The following is a 23,166-nucleotide window of genomic DNA, read 5'->3' as shown; positions in this document are numbered from 1 at the left end:
GCTCCGGGTCTGATGGAGGCACTGGTGTGCCCCGGGTTGAGTGGAGGTGGATTACTGGATTCAAGTGCCACTTGATGAGAGGAAAGCGGCATGGGACGACGGGGCTATCCGCCAGAGTTTCGGCGCAAGGTGTTGGATCTGCTCGAGGCGGGGCGTAAGGTCACCGACCTGGCGCACGACCTGGCGCACGATCTGGCGATCAGCGGTCAGACGATCTATACCTGGCGGCGGCAAGACCGCATCGATCGCGGCCTGGAGCCCGGCTTGACCAGCAGCGAGAAGGCCGAGTTAGTAGTCGCCAAGCGCCGCATCGCCGAGTTGGAGACAGAACTGCAGGCCACTCGGCGGGCGATCGAGCTGGTGTGAGAGGTGGTGCCCCCAAAAGGCGGTTCGAAGCCATCGCGGTGATGGCCGGCGAAGGCATCCCCGTCGAGGTGGCCTGCCGCGTGCTGGACGTTTCGGCGTCCGGCTACTACGCCTGGCGGGATCGGCCGCCCTCGCCGCGGACCATCTGGCATGTTTGGCTGACCGAGCCTCATCGAGGCTAGCGCCGTCCTTGGTGTGCCTGTATAGATCCATGAGGGACACGCTAAGGTTCGCGGCGACCGAAGGCCGCTCGTTGCAGGAGGCGAGGCCGAGCGCGGTGCGCTGGATGTCCACGACTCTCCGCGAGCAGCTCCGGTGAGTCGTGGACCGAGGCGGAGGTACGCAAAGCGTTCCCGAGATTCGATAAGTGCGAGATGCGCGCCGGCGAGTTCTCGTCGGCGTCGGCGACAGCGAGGCGGAGCGCGCGGGCCGCCCGGGTCAGGGCGGACTCGTCACCCGTCGTCACGAAGTGCTGTCGCAGTACCACGCCCAGCGCCTCGGAGAACACTGCCTGGAGCGAGCCGACGGGTATGACGATGTAGGCGTACGCGACAGCATCCGTGAGGGCGGCGAGCACGTCGGGATCGCCCGTGTTCAGGTACTCGGCGAGCGCTTGGTGGACGTACTCGAAGATCTTCCTGGCGTCCACCGCCTCGGGCCCGTCTACAGTCGCCCGCTTCAGCGCGCCCATCAACGCGTCGACGCCGACGATGCGACAGTTGGCGATCAGCCGCGCGGCGGCCGTGAGCTGCCCAATGGTTGCTTCGAGCGCGTGCTCGACTCGATCCGTCAAGACTTCGGGGTGCTCCTCAAAGAGCACTCGGAGCTCGCTCGGACGGGATGCCGCCGCCAGTTGGTTGAGGGTCTCGTTGACATGGGCCGGATCGCGATGGTCGGGCTCGCTGGGGTTCACGCTCTGCCCTTTCGCCAATCAGGCCGATGGCGATGAGCCTAGCTACTTGCCCCTTGAAAGGCTGGTGAGCCTGACCAATCGGTTGTGGATGTCCACGAAGCGTGGATGCTGCGAGCCAGGGTGGAGCCGTAGGCCCCCGGGCCTCCATGGTCCCCCGCTGATAGAGGCATTCCCTCCACAAGGATGTAGGCGCAGCGCCGGTCAGCGGTGGCCGCAGTCTGTCCTGCAGAATTGGGCACGGTTCGACTACCGCGCTGGTACCGACTCTGCGGCTGGACCTGTCCCCGGACGCTGTACCGCGCGGTACCAGGCTGGACGCCGGACCAGCGGTCTGACGGCCACGCCGACACAAGATGGGCCCCGGTCACATTTCATCTGGAGCCCCGGCGCCGATTGATCTTGCTCTCCCGCCTGCAGGAATGTGATCCGCCTTAGGGCAGCAGCCGGCCGTCCTCCATCCGACCCTCCCGGCTTATCAAGCGCCTGCTGGCTGCTCAGGGCCCAGGAGTACGACAGGTTGCGATGAAAGGCATGCCGGGAAGGTGGCGCTGCCAGTCCGCGTGGGACAGGCCACCGCGAGCGCGGGTGCAGACCTCTCGCAGCGCGAGCGCGGGATCGACGAGATGGTCGCGGATGACGCCAGCGGTGGAAAGCGAGCGGAGCGTCTTGCCGTCCGGGCTGAAGGAGACAGCGGTCAGACGGCCGGTGTTGATGGCGATGGGGCCGCCGATGGCCTGGCGGGCAGTGGTGTCCCACAGACGGATGGTCTGATCCCGCCCGGCCGTCGCCAGCAGCCGCCCATCAGGTGAGAAGGCCAGCAGGTCGACGGACCGGGAATGCCCGCCCGTGACGGGACCCAGCTCACGGGCCGTGGCGGAGTCGTAGAGCCGGACTACTCCCTTGCTATCGCCAGTGACCACGATCTTGCCGTCGGGGCTCAACATCGCTATCCCTCCCGCCAGGTGCTGAGAGGAACCGGTCTGGCCCACCCTGTTGAGCTGAAGATCCTCGCCGTCGTCCAGATACCGACCGCCGTGGCCAAACTGAATGACGGACGCGCCGACCTGGCCGAGTTGCTTTCCCGTGCGGACGTTCCACAGCACGGTCCCGAAGGCGAGGGCTGTCGAATCGGGAGTGAACGCCATCGAATACCCGGCGCCGAAAGGCGCGTGCAACCGTCTGACCTCGCGGCGACGCTGGATATCCCATACCCGGGCGGTGCGTTGCCCGTCTCTGACATAGGCGATCAGGCCGCCGTCGGCGCTGATGGCGACATGAAGCTCACCTGATTCTGCGCTGTCAACGGGCTTGCCCATGACCGGAAGTGCGGCCAGCCGACGTCCCCCAGACCTGGTCCACAGGTGGAGCTTCGAGCCGCGCCCTCGCTCGCGGAACGTCGCCAGCAGCTGGCCATCAGGGCTGAACCATGCCTGGTCATGCGCGTCGACGGACGGTGAAGACGCACCGGACAAAGTGATGACTTTCCCGTCCTCGGTCAAGTAGGCGATGCGGTCGCCGTCCACGCCCGGCAGCGTTCCGGGAGACGGTTGCAAGGCCGGGCTGAACGGCCGATACAACAGCGCCGCGCCGGTAGGCCCCCACACGCGCACCGCCATGGAACGGCCGTCGGCGTCGACGTCGACACCCACCAGCATGCCGCTCCTGCTGTACTGGAGATAGCGTACGCCTGGACGGGCAAGGCGCTGGCCAGTGAGTTCCCGCCCTGTGTCGGCGTCGTAGAACGAAAGGCCACGTCCGTCGGAAAGTGCGATGGTGCGCCCGTCGGGGCTGAGCGCGGCCCACAGCCCCACGGCGGTGAAGTCGTGCCGGGCAATGAGGCGGTCGCTGGGCAGGTCCCAGATCTCCAAGGCGTTCGGGCACAGGGGGAAGTCACGCGGCCGTGTACGGCAGCCCCGCGTCGATGAGGTCGTCCCGATCAGCCGGTCGTTCGTGGTGACGGCCACCGGCAAGAAACTCACCTCGCGGTGGGTATACAGCGCCCGGCCGGTGGCCTGGTCCATCAGCTGGATGAGCCCCCGGTTGCCCGCACTGAAGGGTTCATGGGCCACCAGCCTCCCTGGCCGCGGGAACAAGCGGATCCGTCCGGGCCAGCTCTTACCGATGCGCCTGCGGGTGGCGACGTCGTAGAGGAGGACGGATGAGAGGCCAACCTCGCACGTCTGCACCATGGAGGCGTCCGGTGAGAGCTCCAGACCGCTGCACCTGCTGTTGGACCGGCTCTTTCGGGGGATGTCGAAGGCGATGAGTCGACGGTGGCCCGGCACGTCCCAGAGGGCGAATCTCTCCCCAGACAGCACCGCCAGCTTGCTTCCGTCAACGGACAGGTCATACTCCGGCCCGTTGGTGGCGTTGGTGGCCGGGGGCGGCTGTACGGCCGCGGTCATGACGTCCGTGACGGGCTGGGCGAGCGCCGCGTATAGCGCGCTTCTGGCTTCCCGGGTCGGGGCGAGCTGCCAAGCGGCGGCGCTCAGGCGCATCCCGAGCACGGGATCGGTGGCGAACGCCCGGCTCGCCGCTTGTGCTGCCCGATCTGCTGCCTCGGTCAGGCGCTGGTTGTCGGAGATGCGGCGCTGGTGTGCGTACAGTCCGGCTGTGCCTGCCGTCACGGCCAGCAGGACCGCCATGGCCCCAGCTGCCAGGCGTCGTCGCCGGGACCGCCGGGCCGCCGCCTCCGCGCCCGCGTGCAGGAACTCCGCCTCCAGCTTGGTCGGCGCCATGTGGACGCGTCCGCGGGCGTTCCAGTCCAGTGCAGCCTGTAGCGGGGTGCCGTGATACAGATCGCCGCTCTTGCGTCCGGCTGCCTCCCAGCGGCAGGCGGCGGCGCTCAACTGCTGGTGCACGGCCAAGGCGCCGTTCTCGTCTGCGAGCCAGTCCCGGAGCCTGGCCCACGCGTACGGCAAAGCCGGGTGCGCGATGACCACCATGCCAGCGTCGGCCACGAGCAGCCCGGCCTCAGCAAAAGCCTTGATCACCTGGCGGGCGTCCGGGTGATCGGGCAGCTCGGCCAGCTCGACGGGGCGCACGACGTTCTTGCCCGCCTCGTCGGCCACCAGGCGCAGCAGCAGGCCGGGAACCTGGTGCTGGACGGGCTCGGCCAACCGTTGGTAGAGCGCCTCGGCCCGCGTCCCCAGCTCGGGATCGTCGATCGGTGCGCCGACACCGAGGTCGAGGCCGGGGTCGGCATCGTCGCTGACCAGCGCAGCCAGCATGCGCCGGGCGGTCGGGCGAAGTGCCGGGTCTTTGCTCAGCCCGGCTTCAGCCAAGGAGCGCAGCGGCGCGTCCAGCACGCTGACGTCGGGAGCGTGGGTGAGGACTCGGTGAATGATCGCCTCAATCCGTGCGGCGGCGAAGGCGTCCTGGCCGGTGGCCGCGTACAGCACCACGCAGGCCCAGGCGAATATGTCCGCGCTGGGGCCGGCCCGCTGCCGCCGGTAGACCTCCGGGGCCACGTAGCCAGGTGTGCCGGCGATCATCCCGGACGGCGTCAGGGACATCTGCCGGCTTCGGGCGATACCGAAGTCGATCACACGAGGGCCGTCGGGACCCAGGATGACATTGTCCGGCTTGAAATCGCGGTGCACGACGCCAGCGTCGTGGATCGAGGTCAGCGCGATCGCCATGCCGGTGGCCAGCCGGTGCAGGTCGCCCCCAGTGAAGCGGCGTCCGGCCCGGACCACCGCGCGCAGACTGGGGCCCGGGATGTACTCACTGACGATGTAGAGCCGGTCGCCGTCACTGCCGACGTCGACGATCTTGGCCGTGCAAAAGGAGGGCACAGCGCGTGCCGCCTGGGCCTCTCTCAGGAACAGGGCGCGCATCTGAGGGTCGGCGCTGGGGTGCAGCAGCTTGACCGCATACCGGCGCCCTTGCCCGTCATACCCCTCGTAGACCACGCCTTGCCCGCCTGCGCCAAGCCGCCCGGCCAGCACATAACCCCCCAGGCGCTGCGGATCCCCCTCGGCCAAGTGCTGCAGAGCCATCGGCGAGCACCTTTCTGTCACGTCGCTTCGTTGGAGCACGCTGTTGCCCGCCCGCATCAAGCCGATGGCCAGCGCGTAGCGGCCCAGGTGAAGCGGGGCCCGTCGGCCAGGTGCGGCGTTGAGCTGGCTGATGGACTCCCGCCGCAACATCCGGGACTGCGAACGCAACCCCCGGATGCAGCGAAGCCCGCCTCTGCTGGACCGCGGTGAGGCTGATTGGCCAGGTGTCTTCAGAAAGAGCGCTCGGCCATGGAAGACACGGCGGCGGCCTCAGCCCGGTCCGCGTGAGCCGTACGTCGTGTTCCGGGGCACCAGGCACACGCGACGGTTCAAGACAGCCATATCTGACGCAACCCGGGATACACGCGATCCAACTCAGCCAAGATCATCTCGTATTCGTGGGAGCGGTTGAATTCCAGGATCTCCAGGCACCGGCCCTTGAGCTCCGGCTCCTGCCGCAAGAGCTCCATGATGAGGATGCGGACTCGCTCCGACTGGCTCACCGATGATCGCAGGGCCTCGTAGACCAGTTCCAGCACGACGCCTTGGGCGCTCTCCTTGAGGGCAAGCCGGGCGCCCACCGCTGCGAGGACATTGCGCGCTTGATCCTCAGGCACGCCGGTGAACACCTGATCGAGCAGGCTCTCCGGGAGCAGTTCGTCCTTCGTCTGCGCCTGACCTACGCAGCTGGTGGCAGGTTGGGAACGGGTGAACTTTTTGACAGTAGTGGGGGATTTATTCAGAGCACCGCCTTCCTGCGACTGCTCCTGGACGGGTGAACCCCATCTGATGATCTGCTTCGGTGGCTCGAATTGGCCGGTCATGGGTTCAGCTTGAGGTGCCGGGACGGGATGTCAATGCGCTGAGCAGCCATGCCGTCCTTCCCATAGCCGCTCTGCCGCGCCCGGTTTCGAGCTCAGCTGCGGGGCAGTCAGCGAAGTGGACAGCTCCGCACCTTGCCCGTGACTGGGATCGCGCAGGCTCACGTAGGAGCCGCGGGCCGCTCCGCTGGCATCGGACCAGCTCGACGCCCTCGACAGGGACAGCCCGAGCTGTTCGGCCAGGAGCGCAGGGGGAGCTGCGATCGCAGCCCCACCCGCTGGGCCCGTCGCCGACGAGGACAGGGTGCAAGTACCGCATCCTGTCCGGACTTCTGATCGTGAATGCCGGGCGCGATCGACCCCTGGCTTCAGTCGTGGGGGTAAGCCCGGCGCGGGAGTGCCCGCCAGGGCGCGAGCGTGCATGGGCGGGAACTGGCTGCGGTAGCGCATCCCGCTCGGGTAGCGTCGGTCGTGGTCGAACACGTGAGTGATAACCAAGCTCACGAGTGAGGGCATGGCAGTATCTACTCGCCGCCGGGAGGGCGGAGCCCGCGTCACCCAGAACGGGGTCACGGGCTGGGGCGTGGAAACCCGCGCAGGCGGGGCCGGAAGGTGAATCGCCAAGCAACAGCGTCGCGCCACTGTGCGTAGCCGCACGGTTGGGACGGCTGGAATCCCCCGGATTCATCCATGGGAGCGGTTCAATGAGATGAGGACGCCCGCTCCCGCCTTCTAGAAAATGTACTTTGTAAAGGGCGTCGATTGATACAAATCTTATCCAGATAACAATCAGAGGCACGGGCTTCGCCCGTACATCGCCCAAAACCGGGAGCTTGCCCGGGGGCGGCGTGCAGCTTATCTTTGGGCCTTTGAGCGTTTCTGCTGGTCAGCGCGTTGATGCTCAGTAAGGCACGTTGGGAAAGTACCTGATCGCCCAGCAAGTCACGGACGGCACCAAGCAATCGGATTGGAACCGGAGTCCACGAGGTGTTTCGGTTCGAAACACCTCGCACTTCCAGGGCAAACCAGGAAGATCGGACACCAAGACCGTGACGATCGCTGGCGGCGGTCGGGCTCCGTACATGATCGGGGCGATCGGCGCCGCGGCCCCTTGATCGTTGTCGGCCCACGGCATCGAGCCCGCGGAGTGCCCAGGCAGTAGAGCATGGGAACCCTGATCGGCAGGCATAACCAAACGGGCGGCGCGACCCGGCGGCCCGCTCCTTCACAACGCGCCTCGCTCGCAGAGCGCGGGGTTCGACCGCTACCTTCACCCGTCGGTTGTCGGCTGGCAGCTGAGCGGGATTCCGGTCGGCGCGGATGACGAGGCGGTCACCACGCTGCTTGCCTCGTGCGATGTAGGATCCGCAGATCCGTGTCGGATGGCATCGTCTGGGCCTGCGCTTGGTGGACAGTCCGCGTGATCTGTCGAGCGTGCTTGTCCGCGTGGACGTGTCGGATCCTGTCGCCATGTCGGCCCGGCCGCGACCTTGATGGCGATCGTTGGCAGCTGCGTCCCGGCCCGATCGCAGGTGACCACCCGGAGCGTCACCCTCCTGACTCGCCGGTCCGCGCGGCCTGTCGAATTCGACAATCAACTGACACGCAGGCGCGGATTTCGCCAGCGAAACGCGGATCCTACATGCGACCGGTCCATGGTGATCGGGCGGCGGGACTTCGATCGTTATCTTGGTTTCGCAGCCCTTCCCGCAGATCAGAGCGATGTGATCTTGTCAGCCACGTAAGGCAAGTAGGCTGCTGCGGTTGCTGGCGGGTGGACCGTCGAGACGTTCATCAGCTGGGCTCGCGACGCGAGGCGGAACGTCGAACAGCGAGCCATCAGAGAGGGCTTTCGATCTGTCGACGACGCGAAAGTCGGTGATCTAGCCCATCGAGTTGGAGAGGCCGCGGCTTGTCATCTCGTCGAGAAGGCTGTTGAGGAGGTCTACTCGACGTTCGGTGTGGTCGGCGATCGCGATGAGGACCATGCTCAGGTCCAGATCGGGTACTCGGGCATGGAGGGCGCGCAGACCTGGCCAACCTCCTCCGTGGCGATAGACGCGATAGCCAGCGTGCACGTCAAGGTAGCGGTACTGGCCGGCTCCCTGACCGCGGCGCTGCTGGCGACGGTCATCCTGCGCCTGCGCAACCGCACCTACCGGCGCATCCACGAACTCGAGACCACCGACCGTGACCACGACGGCATACCCGACGTCTACGAAACGGACGGACACAAAACGACCGACCATTGACCGCAGCAACGGTCCACCGGTCATCGCCCGCGCATCCGACCCGCACACGCAAAGCGAACCGGGACCTCATACGGTCAGCACCCGCTCCAGCGGGATGTCTGGGATTCCTGATGGTCCTGGCCACCGCCGGATGCCGTGCTCAGCGTGTGCGCCAGGCGCGTCCGGCCACGAGAGCGGTCGCGGTGAGGCTGGCGAGCATCCAGGTGGCGGCGTAGCCGAAGGCCACCGCCGGAGACACAACCGCCCACAGCAGCCCGACCACGGCGGAGGAGAACAGGTCTCCGCCGGCCTGGACGATGCCGAGCAGCCCGAACCCGCTGCCCCGCAGCCGGTCCGGCAGCGCCCGGGCCACCAGCGTGGACTCGGCCGTCTCGGCCAGCCCGATCCCGACGCCGGCCAGCGCGAACGCGACCACCAGCAGCGGCCAGCCGCCCACGCCCGCGGCCAGCGCGAGGTAGGCCAGCACGTAGGCGGCCGCGCCGACGGCGAACACCGGGCGCGGGCCGGCCCGGTCGATCAGCGCCCCGCCCGCCAGCGATGCGACGGCGGCCACGGCGTTGTGACCGGAGTAGATCAGGATCGCCAGCGAGGTGGCGGCGGCCAGGTCCCGGCCGCCGGTGTGCAGCAGCCCGGTGGCGCGCAAGATCAGCAGAGTGGTGGCGATGTTGCCGCATTCGAACAAGGCGACCGGCAGCAGCGCTCGCGCGAGCCCGGCCTGGCGCAGCTCGGCCACGTTCAGCAGCAGCCGGCGCCGCCCCTGCGGGGCGCGCACCGCACGACCCGCCTCGCGCGCGGCGACGCTGATCGCGATGGCGGCCAGCAGCCCCGGCACGGCGGCCAGTAGCAGCGCAGGCCGCAGCCCGACGACCGCGACCAGGGCGGCGGCCAGCAACGGGCCCGCAACCGCGCCCAGGTTGTCCCCGGCCCGTTCCAGCCCGTAGGCGCGCCCGTAGCCGATGCGCGGGGCCAGCACGCCGAGCAGCGCGTCCCGCGACGGCGAGCGCAGCCCGCGGGCCACCCACGAGCCCGCCCGCAAGATCGCCACCTGCCACACCGCCGCCGTCAGTCCGATCGCGCCGCCGAGCAGCGCGGTGCCCAGGTAGCCGCCGCGGGCCAGCCGGGCCCGCATCGGCGGATCATCGGCCAGCGGCCCCCCGGCCAGCTTCGACACCCCGATCAGCGCATCAGAGGCGCCTTCGATCAGCCCGAGGGCGGCCGGCCCGGCGTGCAGCGTGGTGGTGAGGAAGGACGGCAGCAGCGCGGTGGTGATCTCGTGGCCGGCGTCGGAGAAGAAACTGGCCGCGCCGACCCCCGCCACCCCGGGTGTCAGCCACCGATCCGGTCGGGCGTCGCCGGGGGCGGCGTCCTCGGCCGCGGTGTTGGCCGGGTCGTTGGTGTCGTCCTCCTCAGGTGTCATGCGTGTTCTCCTTCGGCAGGGAGCGGCGAGGGAGCGGCGAAAGCCGGACAAGCGGAGCAGTCCGGTCGGCGTATCGGGCCTGAGATGATCCGGTCGCCGACCCACCACCAGCCCAGCCCGAATCCGAGGCCGGCGATCACGTCAGCCGGCCAGTGCACGCCCAGCGTCACCCGGCACAGCCCGACCATCACCCCGGCCGCCGCCGGCACCGTCCACCGCGCCGACGCGGGCAGCCCGGCGACGCGGACGACCGCTCCGGCGGCCAGAACCGCCAGGGTGGTGTGCTTGGACGGCAGGCTGTAGCCCTCGGCCGGAGCCAGCCGCGCGTGCACCGGCGGCCGGGGCCGGCGCACCAGCTCCGAGCACAGGCGCCGCACGGCCCCGCCCGCGCACACCACCGCCACCAGCCGCATAGACGTTTGTCCAGCCAGGCCGGCCCGACCTGCCTGTGGGCGGGCCAGCACGCCCGCGGCGGCCGCCAGCGGGTAGGCGAGCTGGGGATCGCCGAGCGCGCCGACCACCCGAGCGGCGGACACCATCGCCGGACTGCGGCGACGCCACACCCGCGCGGCCAGCGCCCGATCGGCCCGCATCAGGCACCCGCGTGGCCGCGAGCCCGTCATCCGGCCCGTCATCCGGCCACAGCGCGGGCCAGGGCCATCCCGCACACCCCGCCCCCCAGCCCGGCCATCACGCTCGCGATGACGTTGGCCAGCGCCGCGAAACGCGAGCCGTCCTGGGCCAGGCGCAGCGTTTCGTAGCTGAAGGTGGAGTAGGTGGTCAGCGTTCCGCAAAAGCCGACCCCGGCGGCGGCCATCACCGCGGAGTCGGCGGGCAAGGCGGCCAGGAAGCCCAGCAGCAGCGAACCGCAGATGTTGACGGTGAAGGTGCCCCACGGGAACAGGGTGTCGTGGCGGGCCTGAACCAAACGATCGGCCAGGTAGCGCAGCGGCGCGCCGAGCGCCGCCCCGAGGGCCAGCAGCACGATCGTCATCCGGCCTGCCCCGCGCTGGTGCGGCCGACGTAGCGAATCACTTCGACCTCATCGAGGATGACCAGCCCCTCGGTGACCAGCTCGTCCAGCTGGGGCAGGAAGGCGCGGATCTTCTCGCCCGCGTCGACGATGATGATCGCCAGCGGCAGGTCTTCCGACAACGACAGGATGCGGCTGGTGTGGATGTGGTTGGAGGCGCCGTACCCTTCCATCCCGCGAAAGACGCTGGCGCCGGCCAGCCCAGCCTGGTGGGCGCGGTGCACGATCTCGTGATACAGCGGCCGGTGGTGCCAGATGTCGCTGTCGCCGACGAAAATGGTCAGCCGCAGCGCGGACCCTTCCAGCTTCATACCCGCCTCCTGCCGGCGGCCCGACGGGCCAAGGATCGAGTGGCCGTGCTCCCGGCCCAGACCGCGGCCAACGCCATCACCGGGGTGGCCACCAGATACAGCAGCGCCTCACGGGGGGCACCGGCCGTCAGCAGCTGGCCGGTATCGACGATGTAGGTGGAGAAGGTGGTGAACCCGCCCAGCACGCCCACGCCCAGCAACGGCCGTACCCACGCGGGCACGTCCCAGATCTCGGTGATGGCCACCATCAGCACCCCGATCAACAGGCAGCCGGTGACATTGATGGCAAAGGTCGTCCAAGGAAACCCGCCAGGCGGACGCGGGAAGGCCATCCCCAGCCCGTAGCGCGCCAACGCGCCCAGCAAGGCCAGGCACAGCTGACCCTGCCCGAGTTGGACGCCGCGATCGGCCGGTTCATCCGCGAGGTCTACAACCGGCGACCCCACGCCGAGACCAGAACGGCGCCGCAGGCGCGCTGGGAGGCCGGCGCGTTCATCCCGCGCATGCCCGACTCCCTGGAACAGCCTCTCCCCGCTGCCTACCCCACCTCCAACATGCGCACCTGGACAAATCCCGACGAAACCACCACCACCGACCCAGCCCTCGACGGACGGGCGGCCAGGGTTCGCAGCGCAGTTCGCTACCTGCCGTCATCCCCGGGTCAGGTCGTGCCGCGGACGTTCAGGCGCGGCGTCAGGACGGCGGGGGGTGGCAGTTCACCGGCGAGGAGCCGGTCGACCTGGTGGACGGCCATTTCGCCCAGCCGTCGCTTGTCCAGGTAGAGGGTGGTCAGTGGCGGGTCGAGCAGATCGGTGACGCTCAGCCCGTCGTAACCGACGAGCGCGCAGTCGTCCGGCACTCGGATGCCGAGCCGGCGAGCGGCCCGGAGCGCGCCGATCGCGACGAGGTCGTTGAAGGCGAACACGGCGGTGAGGTCCGGGTGTGCGGCGTGGAGCGCCTCGAACGCGGCGGCGCCGCCGTCCAGGGTCTGCTCGCCCACGATTCTCCAGTGGTCGTCGATCGGCAGGGCGTGTTCCTCGGCGACCTCGGCGAAGACACGGCGCCGGACGAACGGGTCGCAGATCGGCGCGCAGTCGATCATGCCGATCCGGCGGTGTCCCTGGTCGATGAGGTGCCGCATCCCGGCCCTGATCCCGGCCGCGGTGTCGACCTCGACCAGTGCGTAGGTGGATGAGTCCATCCCGCGGTCGACGATGACCAGCGGCACGGAGGCCACGTACGGCTCGAGTTGTGCGTCGGAGTGGCTGAGGTAGCTGACGAGCGCGTCGACCTGCCGTCCGAGCGAGCGGAGCAGGGCCAGCTCCCGGGGTGGGGTGTTCTCGGTGCTGGCCACGAGCACCTGCCAGCCCCGCTGGTCCGCGGCCGCGAACACCCCTGCCATGAACTCGGGGAAGAACGGGTTGACCACGTCGGGGACGATGAGCCCCACGGTCACGACTTCAGGGCGGACCAGCCCCCGGGCGAACCGGCTGGGCTGGTACCGCAGTCGCCGGGCGACGTCGAGCACCCGGCGCCGGGTCTCAGGGTCGATCTCTCCCTTGCCGTTGATCGCCCGCGAGACCGTCTGATGCGACACGCCCGCCGCCTTGGCGACATCGCGCAGCGTGACGCGCTTGACGGTCCCCGCGCCGAGGGAGTCCCGCCCTGGCTGCTCTTCCGTTTCTCGTTGTCCCGCCACGCCGCCTACACACTCCGTTTCCTCGTGCTGCCTGTGTCCCAAGTCAAGCAGGTTCACCGGAGGCCGCGGTCCCTGCCCGCCGCCGCGCCGCGACCCGGGCCCTCGCCGGGCAGCGCCATGGATCGCGAAACCGTTCGAGGTCGGGCCTTGACGGGGATCGATCCGGTGAGCCAGAATCCGTTACCGTTCACGTTAACGGTAACGGAGGATCTGTGCACCCCCAGAGCTCAGCCTCCGCCGTCGTGGGCCTCGCCTTCCCCGCGTTCGCCCTCGCCTGCGCACCGCATGTGTTCGCGGGCCGCGAGCGATGTGCAGCTCGACACACTTAGGAGACACATGTCTTTCCGCACCACCACGGCCATCGCCTACGTTGAGGACGTCTCGCCGGGCAGCGGGGCCCTGCCGCCCCGCGCCTGGTATGCGTTCTCGGACGCCAGGTCGCTCTCGCTGAACGGGAGTTGGCGCTTGCGTCTGTCACCGACGGCCGACACCGAGGACGACTCGTTCGCCGAGCCGGGATACGAGGCGGGGAACTGGGCCGAGGTGACTGTGCCCGGCCACTGGGTCCTGCAGGGCCACGGCTCTCCCATCTACACCAACCACCTCTACCCCTTCCCGGTCGACCCGCCGCGCGTCCCGACGGAGAATCCGACCGGTGATCACCTGCGCGTCTTCGACCTGCCGTCCGACTGGCCATCGGACGGTCAATCGGTGCTCCGCTTCGACGGCGTCGAGTCCTGCGCCCGGGTGTGGCTGAACGGCACGGATCTCGGCGAGTTCAAGGGCTCCCGGCTCCCGCACGAATTCACGGTCGGGCACCTGCTCAGGCCCGGTGGCAACGTGCTCGCGGTCCGGGTCCACCAGTGGTCGGCCGGCTCCTACCTGGAGGACCAGGACCAGTGGTGGCTGCCGGGCATCTTCCGCGATGTCACGCTGCTGCACCGCCCGGCCGGCAGCGTCCTCGACTTCTTCGTGCACGCCTCGTACGACCACGTCACCGGCGAGGGCACGCTGAAGGTCGACTCGGACGTGGACGGCCGGATCACCGTGCCCGCGCTCGCGGTCGATGTCGCCGCCGGCGAGTCCGTGACCGTCCCCGTCGAGCCGTGGACCGCCGAGACACCGAAGCTGTACGACGGCGTGCTGGCCACCGAGGGCGAACGCGTACCGCTCCGGATCGGCTTCCGCACGGTCATCCTCGAGGACGGCCTGATCAAGGTCAACGGAAGGCCCGTCCTCTTCAAGGGCGTCAACCGGCACGAGTGGCACCCGGAGCAGGGCCGCGCGCTGGACCTGGAGACCATGCGCGAGGATGTGCTGCTGATGAAGCGGCACAACATCAACGCCGTCCGCACCTCGCACTACCCACCGCACCCGGCCTTCCTTGATCTGTGCGACGAGTACGGGCTGTGGGTCATCGACGAGTGCGACCTGGAGACCCACGGCTTCACCGAGCAGTCCTGGCGCGACAACCCCGTCGACGACGACCGCTGGACCCCCGCCCTGCTCGACCGCGCCGCCCGCATGGTCGAGCGAGACAAGAACCACCCGTCGGTCGTCATGTGGTCCCTCGGCAACGAAGCCGGTACCGGACGTGGTCTGACGGCCATGGCCGCGTGGATCCACGGCCGGGACTCCTCGCGGCTCGTGCACTACGAGGGCGACGGCGACTGCCGTGACACGGACGTGTACTCACGGATGTACGCCTCCCACGCCGAGGTCGAGCGCATCGGCCAGGAACTGGACGGCGGCACGCACAAGAGGCGCCAACTCCCCTTCATCCTGTGCGAGTACGCGCACGCCATGGGCAACGGCCCCGGCGGGCTCGCCGACTACCAGCGGATCTTCGAATCGTACGAGCGGCTCCAGGGCGGCTTCGTCTGGGAGTGGATCGACCACGGGATCAAGCACGCGGATCTCGGCTACGCCTACGGCGGTGACTTCGGCGAGGAACTGCACGACGGGAACTTCTGCTGCGACGGGCTGGTGTTCCCGGACCGCACGCCCTCGCCGGGGCTGCTGGAGTACCAGAAGGTGATCGAACCGGTGCGTATCGAGGTCGGCGGCACGGACGGCACCGTGCGGGTCACCAACCGGCACGACTTCGCCGACCTGTCTGCGCTCGCCTTCGAATGGTCGTACCAGGTGGACGGCGAGACCGTCGAGGCCGGCGCCTTGCCGGTGCCGGCGCTCGCACCGGGCGAGTCCGCCGACCTGACGCTGCCCGAGCCACCGGCCGGCACGCGCGGCGGCGAGAGGCAGTGGACGATACGGGCGCTGCTCACGACGGACACCTCATGGGCACCGAAGGGCCACCCGGTGGCCTGGGGCCAGCTCCCCGTGACCGCATGGCAGGCGCCATCCGTCACCGCCTCCTCCAGGCCCGTCCTCGGCGAGCGGCAGATCACCCTCGGACCGGCCACCTTCGCCCCCCGCACCGGCGCTCTGACGTCGATCGGCAAGGTGGCGGTCGACGGCCTGCGCCTGGACGTCTTCCGGGCGGCCACCGACAACGACAACGGCACCTCCTGGCAGGACGGCGTGTGCTTCGGCTCGCTGTGGCGCACATTCGGCCTGCACCGGATGCGGCACCGCCTCGACTCCGTCGAACTGGGCGACGACGCGCTGACCGTGCGGACCAGGGTGGCGCCCGCTGCCCGGGAGGCGGGCCTCGCCACCGTCTACCGGTGGACCTCCGACGGCACCCGGCTGAAGCTGACCGTTTCCGTGACGCCCGAAGGCGACTGGCAGGTGCCGCTGCCCCGGCTCGGCATCCGGTTCGGGCTCGCGGGCTCGACGGACCATGTGCGGTGGTTCGGCGGCGGTCCCGGTGAGGCGTACCCGGACACCAGGTCGGCCTCCATGCTGGGCCGTTGGGAGTCCACAGTCGACGAGCTGCAAACGCCGTACGTCCGCCCGCAGGAGAACGGCGCCCGCGCCGACGTCCGCTGGGCGGAGATCGGCGGCCTCAGGATCGAGGGCGACCCGGAGTTCTGGTTCAGCGCGCGGCGCTGGACCAACGAGCAGTTGGACACCGCCGCGCACCGCACCGACCTCACGGCCGGCGACCGGGTGTGGGTCAACCTCGACCATGGCCAGCACGGTATCGGCTCGCAGTCCTGTGGCCCCGGTCCGCTGTCGCAGTACCACCTGCTGGTTCAGCCTGCGGAGTTCTCTTTCTCCTTCCTGGAGACCAAGTGACTGTCAAGGTCGTGGAGTCGCCCGCCGACGGCCGGCTGTTCACCCGTCCGGCCGCGGTCGCGTCCTGTGTCGGATTCATCCTCATCGGCATGCTCCAAGCCCTCTACGGCCCGGCGGTCCCGGGCTTGCGGGAGCAGTACGGGCTGACCCCGTCCGGCGCGGGGCTGGGCCTGAGCCTGCACTTCGCGGGCGGCCTCGCGGGGGTCCTCGCCTTCAACGCCATTCACTCCCGGATCAGCAACAGGGCGCTGGTCGTCGCAAGTTATGGCCTGATGGCGGCGGGCGGCGCGGGCTTCGCGCTCGCTCCCAACTGGCCGGTGGCGCTGGCTGCCGCCTTCCTCGGCGGCCTTGGCTTCGGCGGCATCGACTACGGCCTCAACCAACTGTTCGCGGTCGGCTTCGGCGAGAAGTCCACGGCCATGCTGAACGTGCTCAACGCCCACTTCGGCATCGGAGCGGTGCTCGGACCGGCCGTCGTGGCCTGGCTGGGTCCGGACGACTACGCGTACGCGTTCGCCGGCTGCGCGGTGCTGGCGGCGGCGCTCGCCCTGACCACGAACGGCATTCGCACCAGGACGGCAGCCGACGTCCCGTCCGAGGCGCCGTCCGTGAAGCTGGGCCTGTCCCGTATCCTGATCGGCTTCATCGCCCTCTATATTCTCAACGTGGCCGTCGAGGCGGGGGTGGGCGGCTGGGAACCCACCCACCTGGAAACCATCGGCTACAGCGCGACCGTGGCCGCCTCGGCGACCTCCGTGTACTGGCTGATGATGACGGCGGGCCGCTTCCTCGTTGTTCCGATCACGATGAAGTACTCCCCGGAACGTATCCTCACCGTGTGCGCGGCCGGCATGACCGTGTGCTTGCTGCTCGCGCTCTTCAAGGGAGCGGCACCCCTGGCCTACGTCGGTGTCGGACTGTTCATCGCGCCCGTCTTCCCCACTGGTCTGCCCTGGCTCAACAGGGCCCTTCCACAGTCCAGACGCGCCGGCGCCTGGGTCATCGCGGCCTCGATGCTCGGCGGTGTGGCGGCGCCGCCCCTGCTCGGTGTGGGCATCGAGGTGTCGGGGATCCACGCCGTGCCATGGCTACTCACCGCGCTGTCCGCCGCCTCCCTGGTGGCGACAGTCTGGCTGATCCGCCTGACGAGGGCATCCGGTTCGCCGCGTGCACCAAGGACGGTACCTGCCACCCCCGACCGTCACCGCCTTGGGTGATGAGGGGATGACGAGCGTGCTCAGGATGTGCGTCACGTAATTCCCCTGGGGGAAGACGTGCGTGTCGGCGTGGACCTGGCCATCACCGAGCCAAGATCATCACTCCTGTCTGAAAGTGGTTCCGGAATACAGCAGAAACGGGCTGCGGGTTTTGGACCGCTGGTTCCCCGGATCTTGATGGGCGGTGTCGCCCTTGACCTGGGGTGTCGCATCGAAGACATGCCTCGGAGCTGGGTTTCGATCGTGGCGAGAGGTGTAAGAGCGTCTGCCAGTAGGTCATCGGATCCGTTGCTCGCCGAACGCTCCCCCGACAGCGCCACTGCCGATTACCTGCACGAAGTATTCGAGCCCACCGCTCGCGCCATCGCCGGGTTGGAAAAGGCCCTGGCCGCCGCCGGACAGGACGCGTCATGACACGCCAATCACCCCAGACCGCGGCAGCCATCGCCGCTCGTCGGCAGCAGACCGAGGACAAACTCGGCCGGGTCGAGAAAGCCGTCGCCCAACTCCAGCGCGAACGCGGGCGCGTCACTGTCCGGGCCATCGCACGCCGGGCCAAGGTGTCCTCCACCTTTCTCTACGACAACCCCGCCGCTCGCGTGTTGATCCAAGCGGCCACCAGGGCCACCGCCAACCGGCTCACGCAGGACCTGCAGAACCAGCACGACCACATCGAGGCCACCTGGCGGGAACGAGCGCTCAGTCGTACAGGCGCCGGCTGTACTGCGGGCCGTAGTAAACCTCCAGGTCTTCCAGCTCCTCGTCGGGACGTTCCAGGGATTTGGCGATTCGGGCCCTGGAGGGGGCCGCGTCGGGAGTCCACGTCTCGGGCTTCCAGAGGGAGGAGCGCAGGAAGGACTTGGAGCAGTGGTAGAAGACCTCCTCGATCTCAACGAGGAGGGCGAGCCGAGGAAGGTAACCCTTGACGATCATCCGGTCGAAGAATGGGGCGTCGCGCAGGATCCGGGCGCGTCCGTTGATGCGCAACGTGTCGCCGCGGCCAGGGATCAAGTAGAGCAGGCCGACCTGGGGGTTGCTCAGCACGTTGCGAAAACCGTCGGCGCGGCGGTTGCCGGGACGTTCCGGGATCACGATGGTCGTGTCGTCGAGGACCAGAGTGAACCCCGGCGGGTCGCCTTTGGGGGAGGAGTCGCAGGAGCCGTCGGCGGCAGAGGTGGACATCATGCAAAAGGGGGAAGCCGCCAGCCACTGCTTGTCGTGCTCGTGCAGACGAGAGCGCACCTTCGTCGCATCGCGCTTCGATGGCGGCCCGAGGAGTTCGCCCAGTTCCTCCTCCGATGTGATCTCCACTATCCCCTCAGCGGCCATGACTCATTCTCCCCAATAGCTCCGAACTTTGCGGGATATGAGTTTAGATGGCCGGGAGGTGACCGAGCTGACCGGGACATCCGCCAGAGTGTGATGACGACGACCTGGTCATCGAGGCGAATTTCCCGGACTCGGGCGCGGTGGAAAAGGCTCGCAGGTGGTACACCGACGCCCGTACCCTCGCGAGGTCACGGCCCCTGCGCAGCGTGCAGCAGGTCAGGGTGACCGACCTCAAGGACCTCGGCTTTCTCGACAATCTGCCCAACCTGCGGGCGGCGTACCTCGCCGGTCCCGGCGACCTCGACCTGGCCGCGCTGCGTGCCGTTCCGGTCGAGACCCTGGAGCTCAAGCTGCGGTCCGTCGACCTGACGCCACTGGCCGGCCACGCTGAGCTGCGTTCCCTCACGCTCATCTCCAAGGACAGTGTCGATCTGGCCCCGTTGCGCGCGATTCCGCACCTGTGGGCGCTGGACGTGTCGGCCGCCTCAGTCGCCGACATCGACGTGATCGCCGAGCTGCCGAGGCTCCGCTACCTGGAGGCCCGCCAGGACCAGTGGTACGAGCTGTGGCAGCGCGACGACCTGCCGCCGTTCTCCGCCGTCGGCGTCCACCCCGGGCCGCCCCGCCGGGATTGGCCGGGCCGCGCTTGCTGGAAGACCGTCCAGGGACGCCCGCCCCAGCGTCACACCGGTCGCTACACCACCGGCTGATTCACGCGGGCCGCCCCTGCCCCCGATGGCAGCCGATCGCAGACGGGGTTTGTCTGGAGAAGCCCCCTGTGAGCTCGCGGGATACCCAGTCGGCTCTCTGGGCTGTTCGTCCGCGGGAAGGGCAACCCCTGGCTCGGCGGCATCCTGGGACGCGCGTCGTCTTCGGCTTCTCGCGCACCCTGGCTGGCGCGGCCGAGGCGTTGTTCGAGCGGGAGTTCACCGCCGCCACGACCCGGCGGTTGCCGGTCTCGGCGGTGGCCGCGCTGGAGGATCTGATTGCGGTTCCCGATCCCGACCCGGAGGGCGAGGGTGCGGCCGGGGCGGCCGGAGCGCGCAGCTTCCCGCGATCCGCGGGTTGTGGCAGCCCAGCGGATGCCGGTTTTCCCGCACGGGCAGCAGCGCGAGGAACTGGTCCCGGACGGGGCCAAGAATGGATGACGGAACGGCAGCCACGGATCCCCGATCGTCATGAGACGTAGACAACTCCATGATCGGGGACCGTGCCTGCACCAGCGCAGCAAATCTACTGAGGGCACTCTTGAGACTGGTGTTACGAGTTCTCAGAGGGTGTTGTTGAACTTTTGATCTTGGAGATCGCCGTTCTAGAGAGCCGAGCGGAGGCCACGCGGCAGCGTCTTCAGGATGGGGGACGGGTGTGGTGGTCGTGGCCTTTTGGGTGCTGGTGGTCATGCGGTGCGCCGGCTCAGTGTGGTGGGGTGCCGATGACGGACGGGCGGTGCTGCCCGGCCTGTGGGACGCGCCTGCCTGAGTGGATGCGGCGGGCTGAGATCCAGTCCCCCGGACTCCACGGACACGCTCGCGCTGGTGGGGTCGTCCTTCTCCAGCGGGTCGAGATTCTCGTCATAGGCGAACGCCGCGTTGCCAGGCAGGCTGATCGGCCAGTTCCGCGCTTTGCAGGTTCAGCACCAGGCGGCGGACTTGCCCGGGAAAGGGCAGGCTCGTTCCAGGCAGGGTGGGGGGTGGCCGCAGCTGAGGCATCGATGCTGACCAGGATCGACACCGGGACGTGGAAGTGGACCCACCGGCGGACCAGGCCGTCCTCATCGCAGTCATCGATGGGCGTCATGTCGAGCTCACTCATGCTGATCATCATCATCCGAGGCCAGCAGCCACGCGTGAGGGTGACACACCACTTGCATGGCGCGAGCCGCAAAAGCGCCCCACGACCTGACGTATGGGGCCGGGGAACATCCCACCACAACTGGAGTCCAGTCTGATCAGTCCTGTACGGCGAAGCCGCCCGTCCTGGCGGTCGCCTTACGGAAACAGCTGCCGCAAGTCGGCGAGGCGCTCCCGGGTGGAGTCGAGATGGTCCTTCCAGTCGCAGTACAGCGCCTGCCAGCCGAACACCCCGCGCATCTCGATCGCCCGCTCGAAGTACTCGGCGACACCGATGGACATCGGAAACAGCTCCCCGCGATGCTCCAGCCACAGCGGAGCCGACCCCGCCCGCAGTTCAAGCTTCACCTCCACGGCGTCGCCCGCTCGAGGGTGATATTCGAGCACCCACAGCCGCTCTTGCAGGTCCCGTAGCTCGGCGGGCAGATCGTCCCACCAGGCGGGCGCGCGGGTCGGCGGGGCCGGGGTCACCCAGCAGAACTCGCCCCCGTTGTGCTCCACGCCGTCCAGGCGATAGTGCCAGGACACACCCACCCTGTCCTCCCTGCCCGCGACCAGGCGGTCCATCAGTGGGCGCAGGGCTGGGTCCAGCTCGCAACCGGGGACGGTGCGGGTGGCCGCCTCCTGGGTCCGCTGCCAGCGCAGGTCATAGTCCGCCGCCGGATCGTCGATTGGCTTGACGAACCTGCCCCACTCCTTGACGACTTCGATATCGGGGTGCCGGCGCAGGTCTATGACCAGGCGGGACAACTGAGGCATGGGGTCAAGGTTCATGACGCCGAATCATCGCAGATGCGCCTTGATGAAGGGATCACGAGTGCATCGCCGTGCTCGTGGAAGAGCTGAAGCAGGCTCTTTCCCGGCCGAGGTCGAGCGGCTCGCCGACGAGCTCGAAACGCACCTGACGTACCAGGGAGGAAGCGGCTGATCCTGATTCTCGACAAACGCACCCCTCTTACGGCGCAGCAGGCCCGCACGAGCCGCACAGATCACAGAGCGCCGCATCGTTCGTGCTGATCAACAGCGACTTCGGAAGTTCAGCAACACCCTCTCAGCTTGTTCTTTATCCTCCGGATCGTTGTGATGAGCTGGGATTTGATCGTTCCGCAGACAACGAGGCGACCTTGAAGTGATCATGTGCGGTGCTGAGTCGCTGCCGATCACTACAAGGCCGTGAGGGTGAGTCTGCTGAACCATGCCCCCGATGTCGAGCCCACGATGGCGTTGTCCCGATTCCGGAACGACGTCTACGCCTGCCTTCGCGCGCGAGCCGATGCGCTGTTCGAGCTGACCGACGCGCTGTTGTGCGCGCCGGGGCCGGTGCACTCACCGGTGGATCTGACCTTGTCGCCGGAGTACAGGCGCGGGCACGGCGCCTTGTACGGCGGGCTCAACCACGGCCGGATCGACGTGGAACAACTGCGGCAGGTGCTGGCCAGGCTGCCGTTACCGCGCTGGCCGGACGGGCGGATCGTGCTGGCGGTCGATGTCAGCCCGTGGCTGCGCTCGGACGCCGCCTGCTCGGCCGAGCGGCTGTTCTGCCATGTCTACGGCCGGGCCAAGAGCGCCTCGCAGTTCATCCCGGGCTGGCCGTACTCATTCGTCGCGGCGCTGGAGATGGGCCGCACGTCGTGGACGGCGCCGCTGGACGTGGTGCGACTGGGGCCCGCCGACGACGCCACCGCCATCACCGCCGCCCAACTACGAGGGGGTCATCGAGCGGCTGATCGCCGCCGGCCAGTGGCGCAACGGAGACCCGGACATGCTCATCGTGGCCGACGCCGGCTACGACATCACCCGCCTGGCCTACGTCCTGCGTGACCTGCCCGTCGAACTGCTCGGGCGCATCCGCTCCGACCGGGTGCTGCGCCTGCCCGCCCCACCACGACTGCCGGGAACCAACGGACGACCGCCCAAGCACGGCGGCGAGTTCGCCCTGGCCGACCCCGCCACCTGGCCCGCAGCCGCAGTCAGCACGCTCACCGACACCACCCACTACGGCACCGCCGCCACCAGCGCCTGGGACCGGCTCCACCCCCGGCTCACCCACCGCGCAGCCTGGCTCGACCACGAAGGCGAACCGCCCATCATCGAGGGCACCCTGATCCGGCTGAAGGTCGAGCACCTGCCCGGCGACCGTGACGCACCACCGGTCTGGCTCTGGTCCTCCAAGACCGGCGCCACCAGCACGGACGTGGACCGCTGCTGGCAGGCATTCCTGCGCAGATTCGACCTGGAGCACACCTACCGCTTCTGGAAACAGACCCTCGGCTGGACCCGGCCCAAGCTCCGCGCCGCCCAAGCCGCCGACCGCTGGACCTGGCTGCTGCTCATCGCTCACACCCAGCTGCGCCTGGGTCGCCGGCTGACCGAAGACCTGCGTCATCCGTGGGAGAAAGCCGTCCCGGCCGGGTCAGCTCACTCCCGCCCGGGTCCGGCGCGGGTTTCGAAACCTGCATCCCGCACTCGCCCAGCCAGCGGGCGCACCCAAACCCTCCAAGCCCGGCCCCGGACGCCCACCCGGCATCCCCAACCGCCGACCCGCCACCCGCTACGACGTCGGCAAAACCGTCAAACGCGGCCGCACCCTCGCAGCACTACAACAATCCGGAGGATAAAGAACAAGCTAAGTGCCCGTGTACAAACTGATCGTCAGTTCGATTGGGGAGATGCGGATCGCGCGAGCCGTCACCCCATGACGATGATCATCGCCCACAGGACCATGGCCTCGTGATGCTCGGATAACCGCTCATAGT

General features: G+C 68.7%; 18 protein-coding genes and 2 pseudogenes. 8 read left to right on the top strand and 12 right to left on the bottom strand.

The window, feature by feature from the left end; all coding sequences use genetic code 11:
* Positions 1-90: 90 nt before the first annotated feature.
* Positions 91-366: a transposase gene (locus KME78_RS60785; protein WP_219539420.1), complete on the top strand. Its 276-nt coding sequence runs from the start codon at positions 91-93 to the stop codon at positions 364-366.
* Between the two features lie 223 nt (positions 367-589).
* On the opposite strand, the gene KME78_RS60780 is transcribed toward KME78_RS60785, so the two are convergent.
* From KME78_RS60780 to KME78_RS60770, 3 genes are all read right to left on the bottom strand, one after another.
* A complete protein-coding gene (locus tag KME78_RS60780) occupies positions 590-1,279 on the bottom strand; it encodes a hypothetical protein (protein ID WP_219539419.1) in 690 nt (229 codons plus the stop codon).
* Between the two features lie 494 nt (positions 1,280-1,773).
* Entirely contained in the window at positions 1,774-5,280 is a 3,507-nt protein-coding gene (locus KME78_RS60775) for a serine/threonine-protein kinase (protein ID WP_219539418.1), read from the bottom strand.
* 329 nt (positions 5,281-5,609) lie between these two features.
* Positions 5,610-6,104, bottom strand: coding sequence for a hypothetical protein (locus tag KME78_RS60770; protein WP_219539417.1), 495 nt, complete (start codon positions 6,102-6,104; stop codon positions 5,610-5,612).
* 1,958 nt (positions 6,105-8,062) lie between these two features.
* Here KME78_RS60770 and KME78_RS60765 point away from each other — a divergent pair.
* Positions 8,063-8,353 carry a hypothetical protein gene (locus KME78_RS60765; protein WP_219539416.1) on the top strand — a complete coding sequence of 97 codons (291 nt, stop codon included), beginning with the start codon at positions 8,063-8,065 and terminating at the stop codon, positions 8,351-8,353.
* Positions 8,354-8,492: 139 nt separating this feature from the next.
* Here KME78_RS60765 and KME78_RS60760 read toward each other — a convergent pair whose 3' ends face one another.
* The 6 genes from KME78_RS60760 to KME78_RS60735 all read right to left on the bottom strand — a co-directional run bounded on the left by KME78_RS60760 (position 8,493) and on the right by KME78_RS60735 (position 12,813).
* Entirely contained in the window at positions 8,493-9,770 is a 1,278-nt protein-coding gene (locus KME78_RS60760) for an MFS transporter (protein ID WP_219539415.1), read from the bottom strand.
* Positions 9,767-10,363 (bottom strand): phosphatase PAP2 family protein, encoded by a 597-nt coding sequence (locus KME78_RS60755; protein WP_219539414.1) that lies wholly within the window; start codon positions 10,361-10,363, stop codon positions 9,767-9,769. Before KME78_RS60755 ends, KME78_RS60760 begins: the two co-directional genes overlap by 4 nt.
* A 38-nt stretch (positions 10,364-10,401) precedes the next feature.
* Complete coding sequence (gene crcB / locus KME78_RS60750; protein WP_219539413.1) at positions 10,402-10,764, bottom strand: fluoride efflux transporter CrcB; 363 nt, start codon at positions 10,762-10,764, stop codon at positions 10,402-10,404.
* On the bottom strand, positions 10,761-11,114 hold the full coding sequence (locus KME78_RS60745; protein ID WP_219539412.1) for a DUF190 domain-containing protein: 354 nt from the start codon (positions 11,112-11,114) through the stop codon (positions 10,761-10,763). Before KME78_RS60745 ends, crcB (KME78_RS60750) begins: the two co-directional genes overlap by 4 nt.
* On the bottom strand, positions 11,111-11,560 hold the full coding sequence (crcB, locus tag KME78_RS60740) for a fluoride efflux transporter CrcB (protein WP_308127588.1): 450 nt from the start codon (positions 11,558-11,560) through the stop codon (positions 11,111-11,113). Before crcB (KME78_RS60740) ends, KME78_RS60745 begins: the two co-directional genes overlap by 4 nt.
* 215 nt (positions 11,561-11,775) lie before the next feature.
* A complete protein-coding gene (locus KME78_RS60735) occupies positions 11,776-12,813 on the bottom strand; it encodes a LacI family DNA-binding transcriptional regulator (protein ID WP_219539411.1) in 1,038 nt (345 codons plus the stop codon).
* 336 nt (positions 12,814-13,149) lie between these two features.
* On the opposite strand from KME78_RS60735, the gene KME78_RS60730 reads away from it, so the two are divergent.
* From KME78_RS60730 to KME78_RS68350, 3 genes and pseudogenes are all read left to right on the top strand, one after another.
* Positions 13,150-16,014 (top strand): glycoside hydrolase family 2 TIM barrel-domain containing protein, encoded by a 2,865-nt coding sequence (locus tag KME78_RS60730; RefSeq protein WP_219539410.1) that lies wholly within the window; start codon positions 13,150-13,152, stop codon positions 16,012-16,014.
* A complete protein-coding gene (locus tag KME78_RS60725; protein WP_219539409.1) occupies positions 16,011-17,231 on the top strand; it encodes an MFS transporter in 1,221 nt (406 codons plus the stop codon). Before KME78_RS60730 ends, KME78_RS60725 begins: the two co-directional genes overlap by 4 nt.
* 410 nt (positions 17,232-17,641) lie before the next feature.
* Positions 17,642-17,854 (top strand): annotated as a pseudogene (locus tag KME78_RS68350) (DUF6262 family protein); the annotation flags it as partial.
* A 76-nt stretch (positions 17,855-17,930) separates the two neighbouring features.
* On the opposite strand, the gene KME78_RS60715 reads toward KME78_RS68350, so the two are convergent.
* Positions 17,931-18,560: a pyridoxamine 5'-phosphate oxidase family protein gene (locus KME78_RS60715; protein ID WP_219539408.1), complete on the bottom strand. Its 630-nt coding sequence runs from the start codon at positions 18,558-18,560 to the stop codon at positions 17,931-17,933.
* Between the two features lie 206 nt (positions 18,561-18,766).
* Here KME78_RS60715 and KME78_RS60710 point away from each other — a divergent pair, with 206 nt between their 5' ends.
* Positions 18,767-19,270, top strand: coding sequence for a leucine-rich repeat domain-containing protein (locus KME78_RS60710; RefSeq protein ID WP_219539407.1), 504 nt, complete (start codon positions 18,767-18,769; stop codon positions 19,268-19,270).
* 342 nt (positions 19,271-19,612) lie between these two features.
* Here KME78_RS60710 and KME78_RS67770 read toward each other — a convergent pair.
* Together KME78_RS67770 and KME78_RS60700 are read right to left on the bottom strand one after the other, a co-directional pair.
* Positions 19,613-19,723, bottom strand: a pseudogene (locus KME78_RS67770) (IS5/IS1182 family transposase); the annotation flags it as partial.
* A gap of 825 nt (positions 19,724-20,548) precedes the next feature.
* A complete protein-coding gene (locus KME78_RS60700; protein WP_219539406.1) occupies positions 20,549-21,184 on the bottom strand; it encodes a hypothetical protein in 636 nt (211 codons plus the stop codon).
* Between the two features lie 405 nt (positions 21,185-21,589).
* On the opposite strand from KME78_RS60700, the gene KME78_RS60695 reads away from it, so the two are divergent.
* Together KME78_RS60695 and KME78_RS60690 are read left to right on the top strand one after the other, a co-directional pair.
* Positions 21,590-22,231 (top strand): transposase, encoded by a 642-nt coding sequence (locus KME78_RS60695; RefSeq protein WP_219539405.1) that lies wholly within the window; start codon positions 21,590-21,592, stop codon positions 22,229-22,231.
* Positions 22,173-23,144, top strand: coding sequence for a transposase (locus tag KME78_RS60690; protein ID WP_219539404.1), 972 nt, complete (start codon positions 22,173-22,175; stop codon positions 23,142-23,144). The genes KME78_RS60695 and KME78_RS60690 overlap by 59 nt, the downstream gene beginning before the upstream one ends.
* Positions 23,145-23,166: the final 22 nt, after the last annotated feature.

Origin of the sequence: Nonomuraea guangzhouensis, assembly GCF_019396345.1 — a bacterium.
Taxonomy (GTDB): domain Bacteria; phylum Actinomycetota; class Actinomycetes; order Streptosporangiales; family Streptosporangiaceae; genus Nonomuraea; species Nonomuraea guangzhouensis.
The sequence above is the reverse complement of the archived record's forward strand: the minus strand, read 5'-3'. Positions and strand labels throughout refer to the sequence as shown.

Bases quoted from the DNA above. Each gene is read 5' to 3' on its own strand.
- KME78_RS60760 (WP_219539415.1), bottom strand. From the start codon at position 9,770: ATGACACCTGAGGAGGACGACACCAACGACCCGGCCAACACCGCGGCC.
- KME78_RS60700 (WP_219539406.1), bottom strand. From the start codon at position 21,184: ATGAACCTTGACCCCATGCCTCAGTTGTCCCGCCTGGTCATAGACCTG.
- KME78_RS60715 (WP_219539408.1), bottom strand. From the start codon at position 18,560: ATGGCCGCTGAGGGGATAGTGGAGATCACATCGGAGGAGGAACTGGGC.
- KME78_RS60775 (WP_219539418.1), bottom strand. From the start codon at position 5,280: ATGGCTCTGCAGCACTTGGCCGAGGGGGATCCGCAGCGCCTGGGGGGT.
- KME78_RS60690 (WP_219539404.1), top strand. From the start codon at position 22,173: ATGCTCATCGTGGCCGACGCCGGCTACGACATCACCCGCCTGGCCTAC.
- KME78_RS60755 (WP_219539414.1), bottom strand. From the start codon at position 10,363: ATGCGGGCCGATCGGGCGCTGGCCGCGCGGGTGTGGCGTCGCCGCAGT.
- KME78_RS60785 (WP_219539420.1), top strand. From the start codon at position 91: ATGGGACGACGGGGCTATCCGCCAGAGTTTCGGCGCAAGGTGTTGGAT.
- KME78_RS60730 (WP_219539410.1), top strand. From the start codon at position 13,150: ATGTCTTTCCGCACCACCACGGCCATCGCCTACGTTGAGGACGTCTCG.
- crcB (WP_219539413.1), bottom strand. From the start codon at position 10,764: ATGACGATCGTGCTGCTGGCCCTCGGGGCGGCGCTCGGCGCGCCGCTG.
- KME78_RS60745 (WP_219539412.1), bottom strand. From the start codon at position 11,114: ATGAAGCTGGAAGGGTCCGCGCTGCGGCTGACCATTTTCGTCGGCGAC.
- KME78_RS60770 (WP_219539417.1), bottom strand. From the start codon at position 6,104: ATGACCGGCCAATTCGAGCCACCGAAGCAGATCATCAGATGGGGTTCA.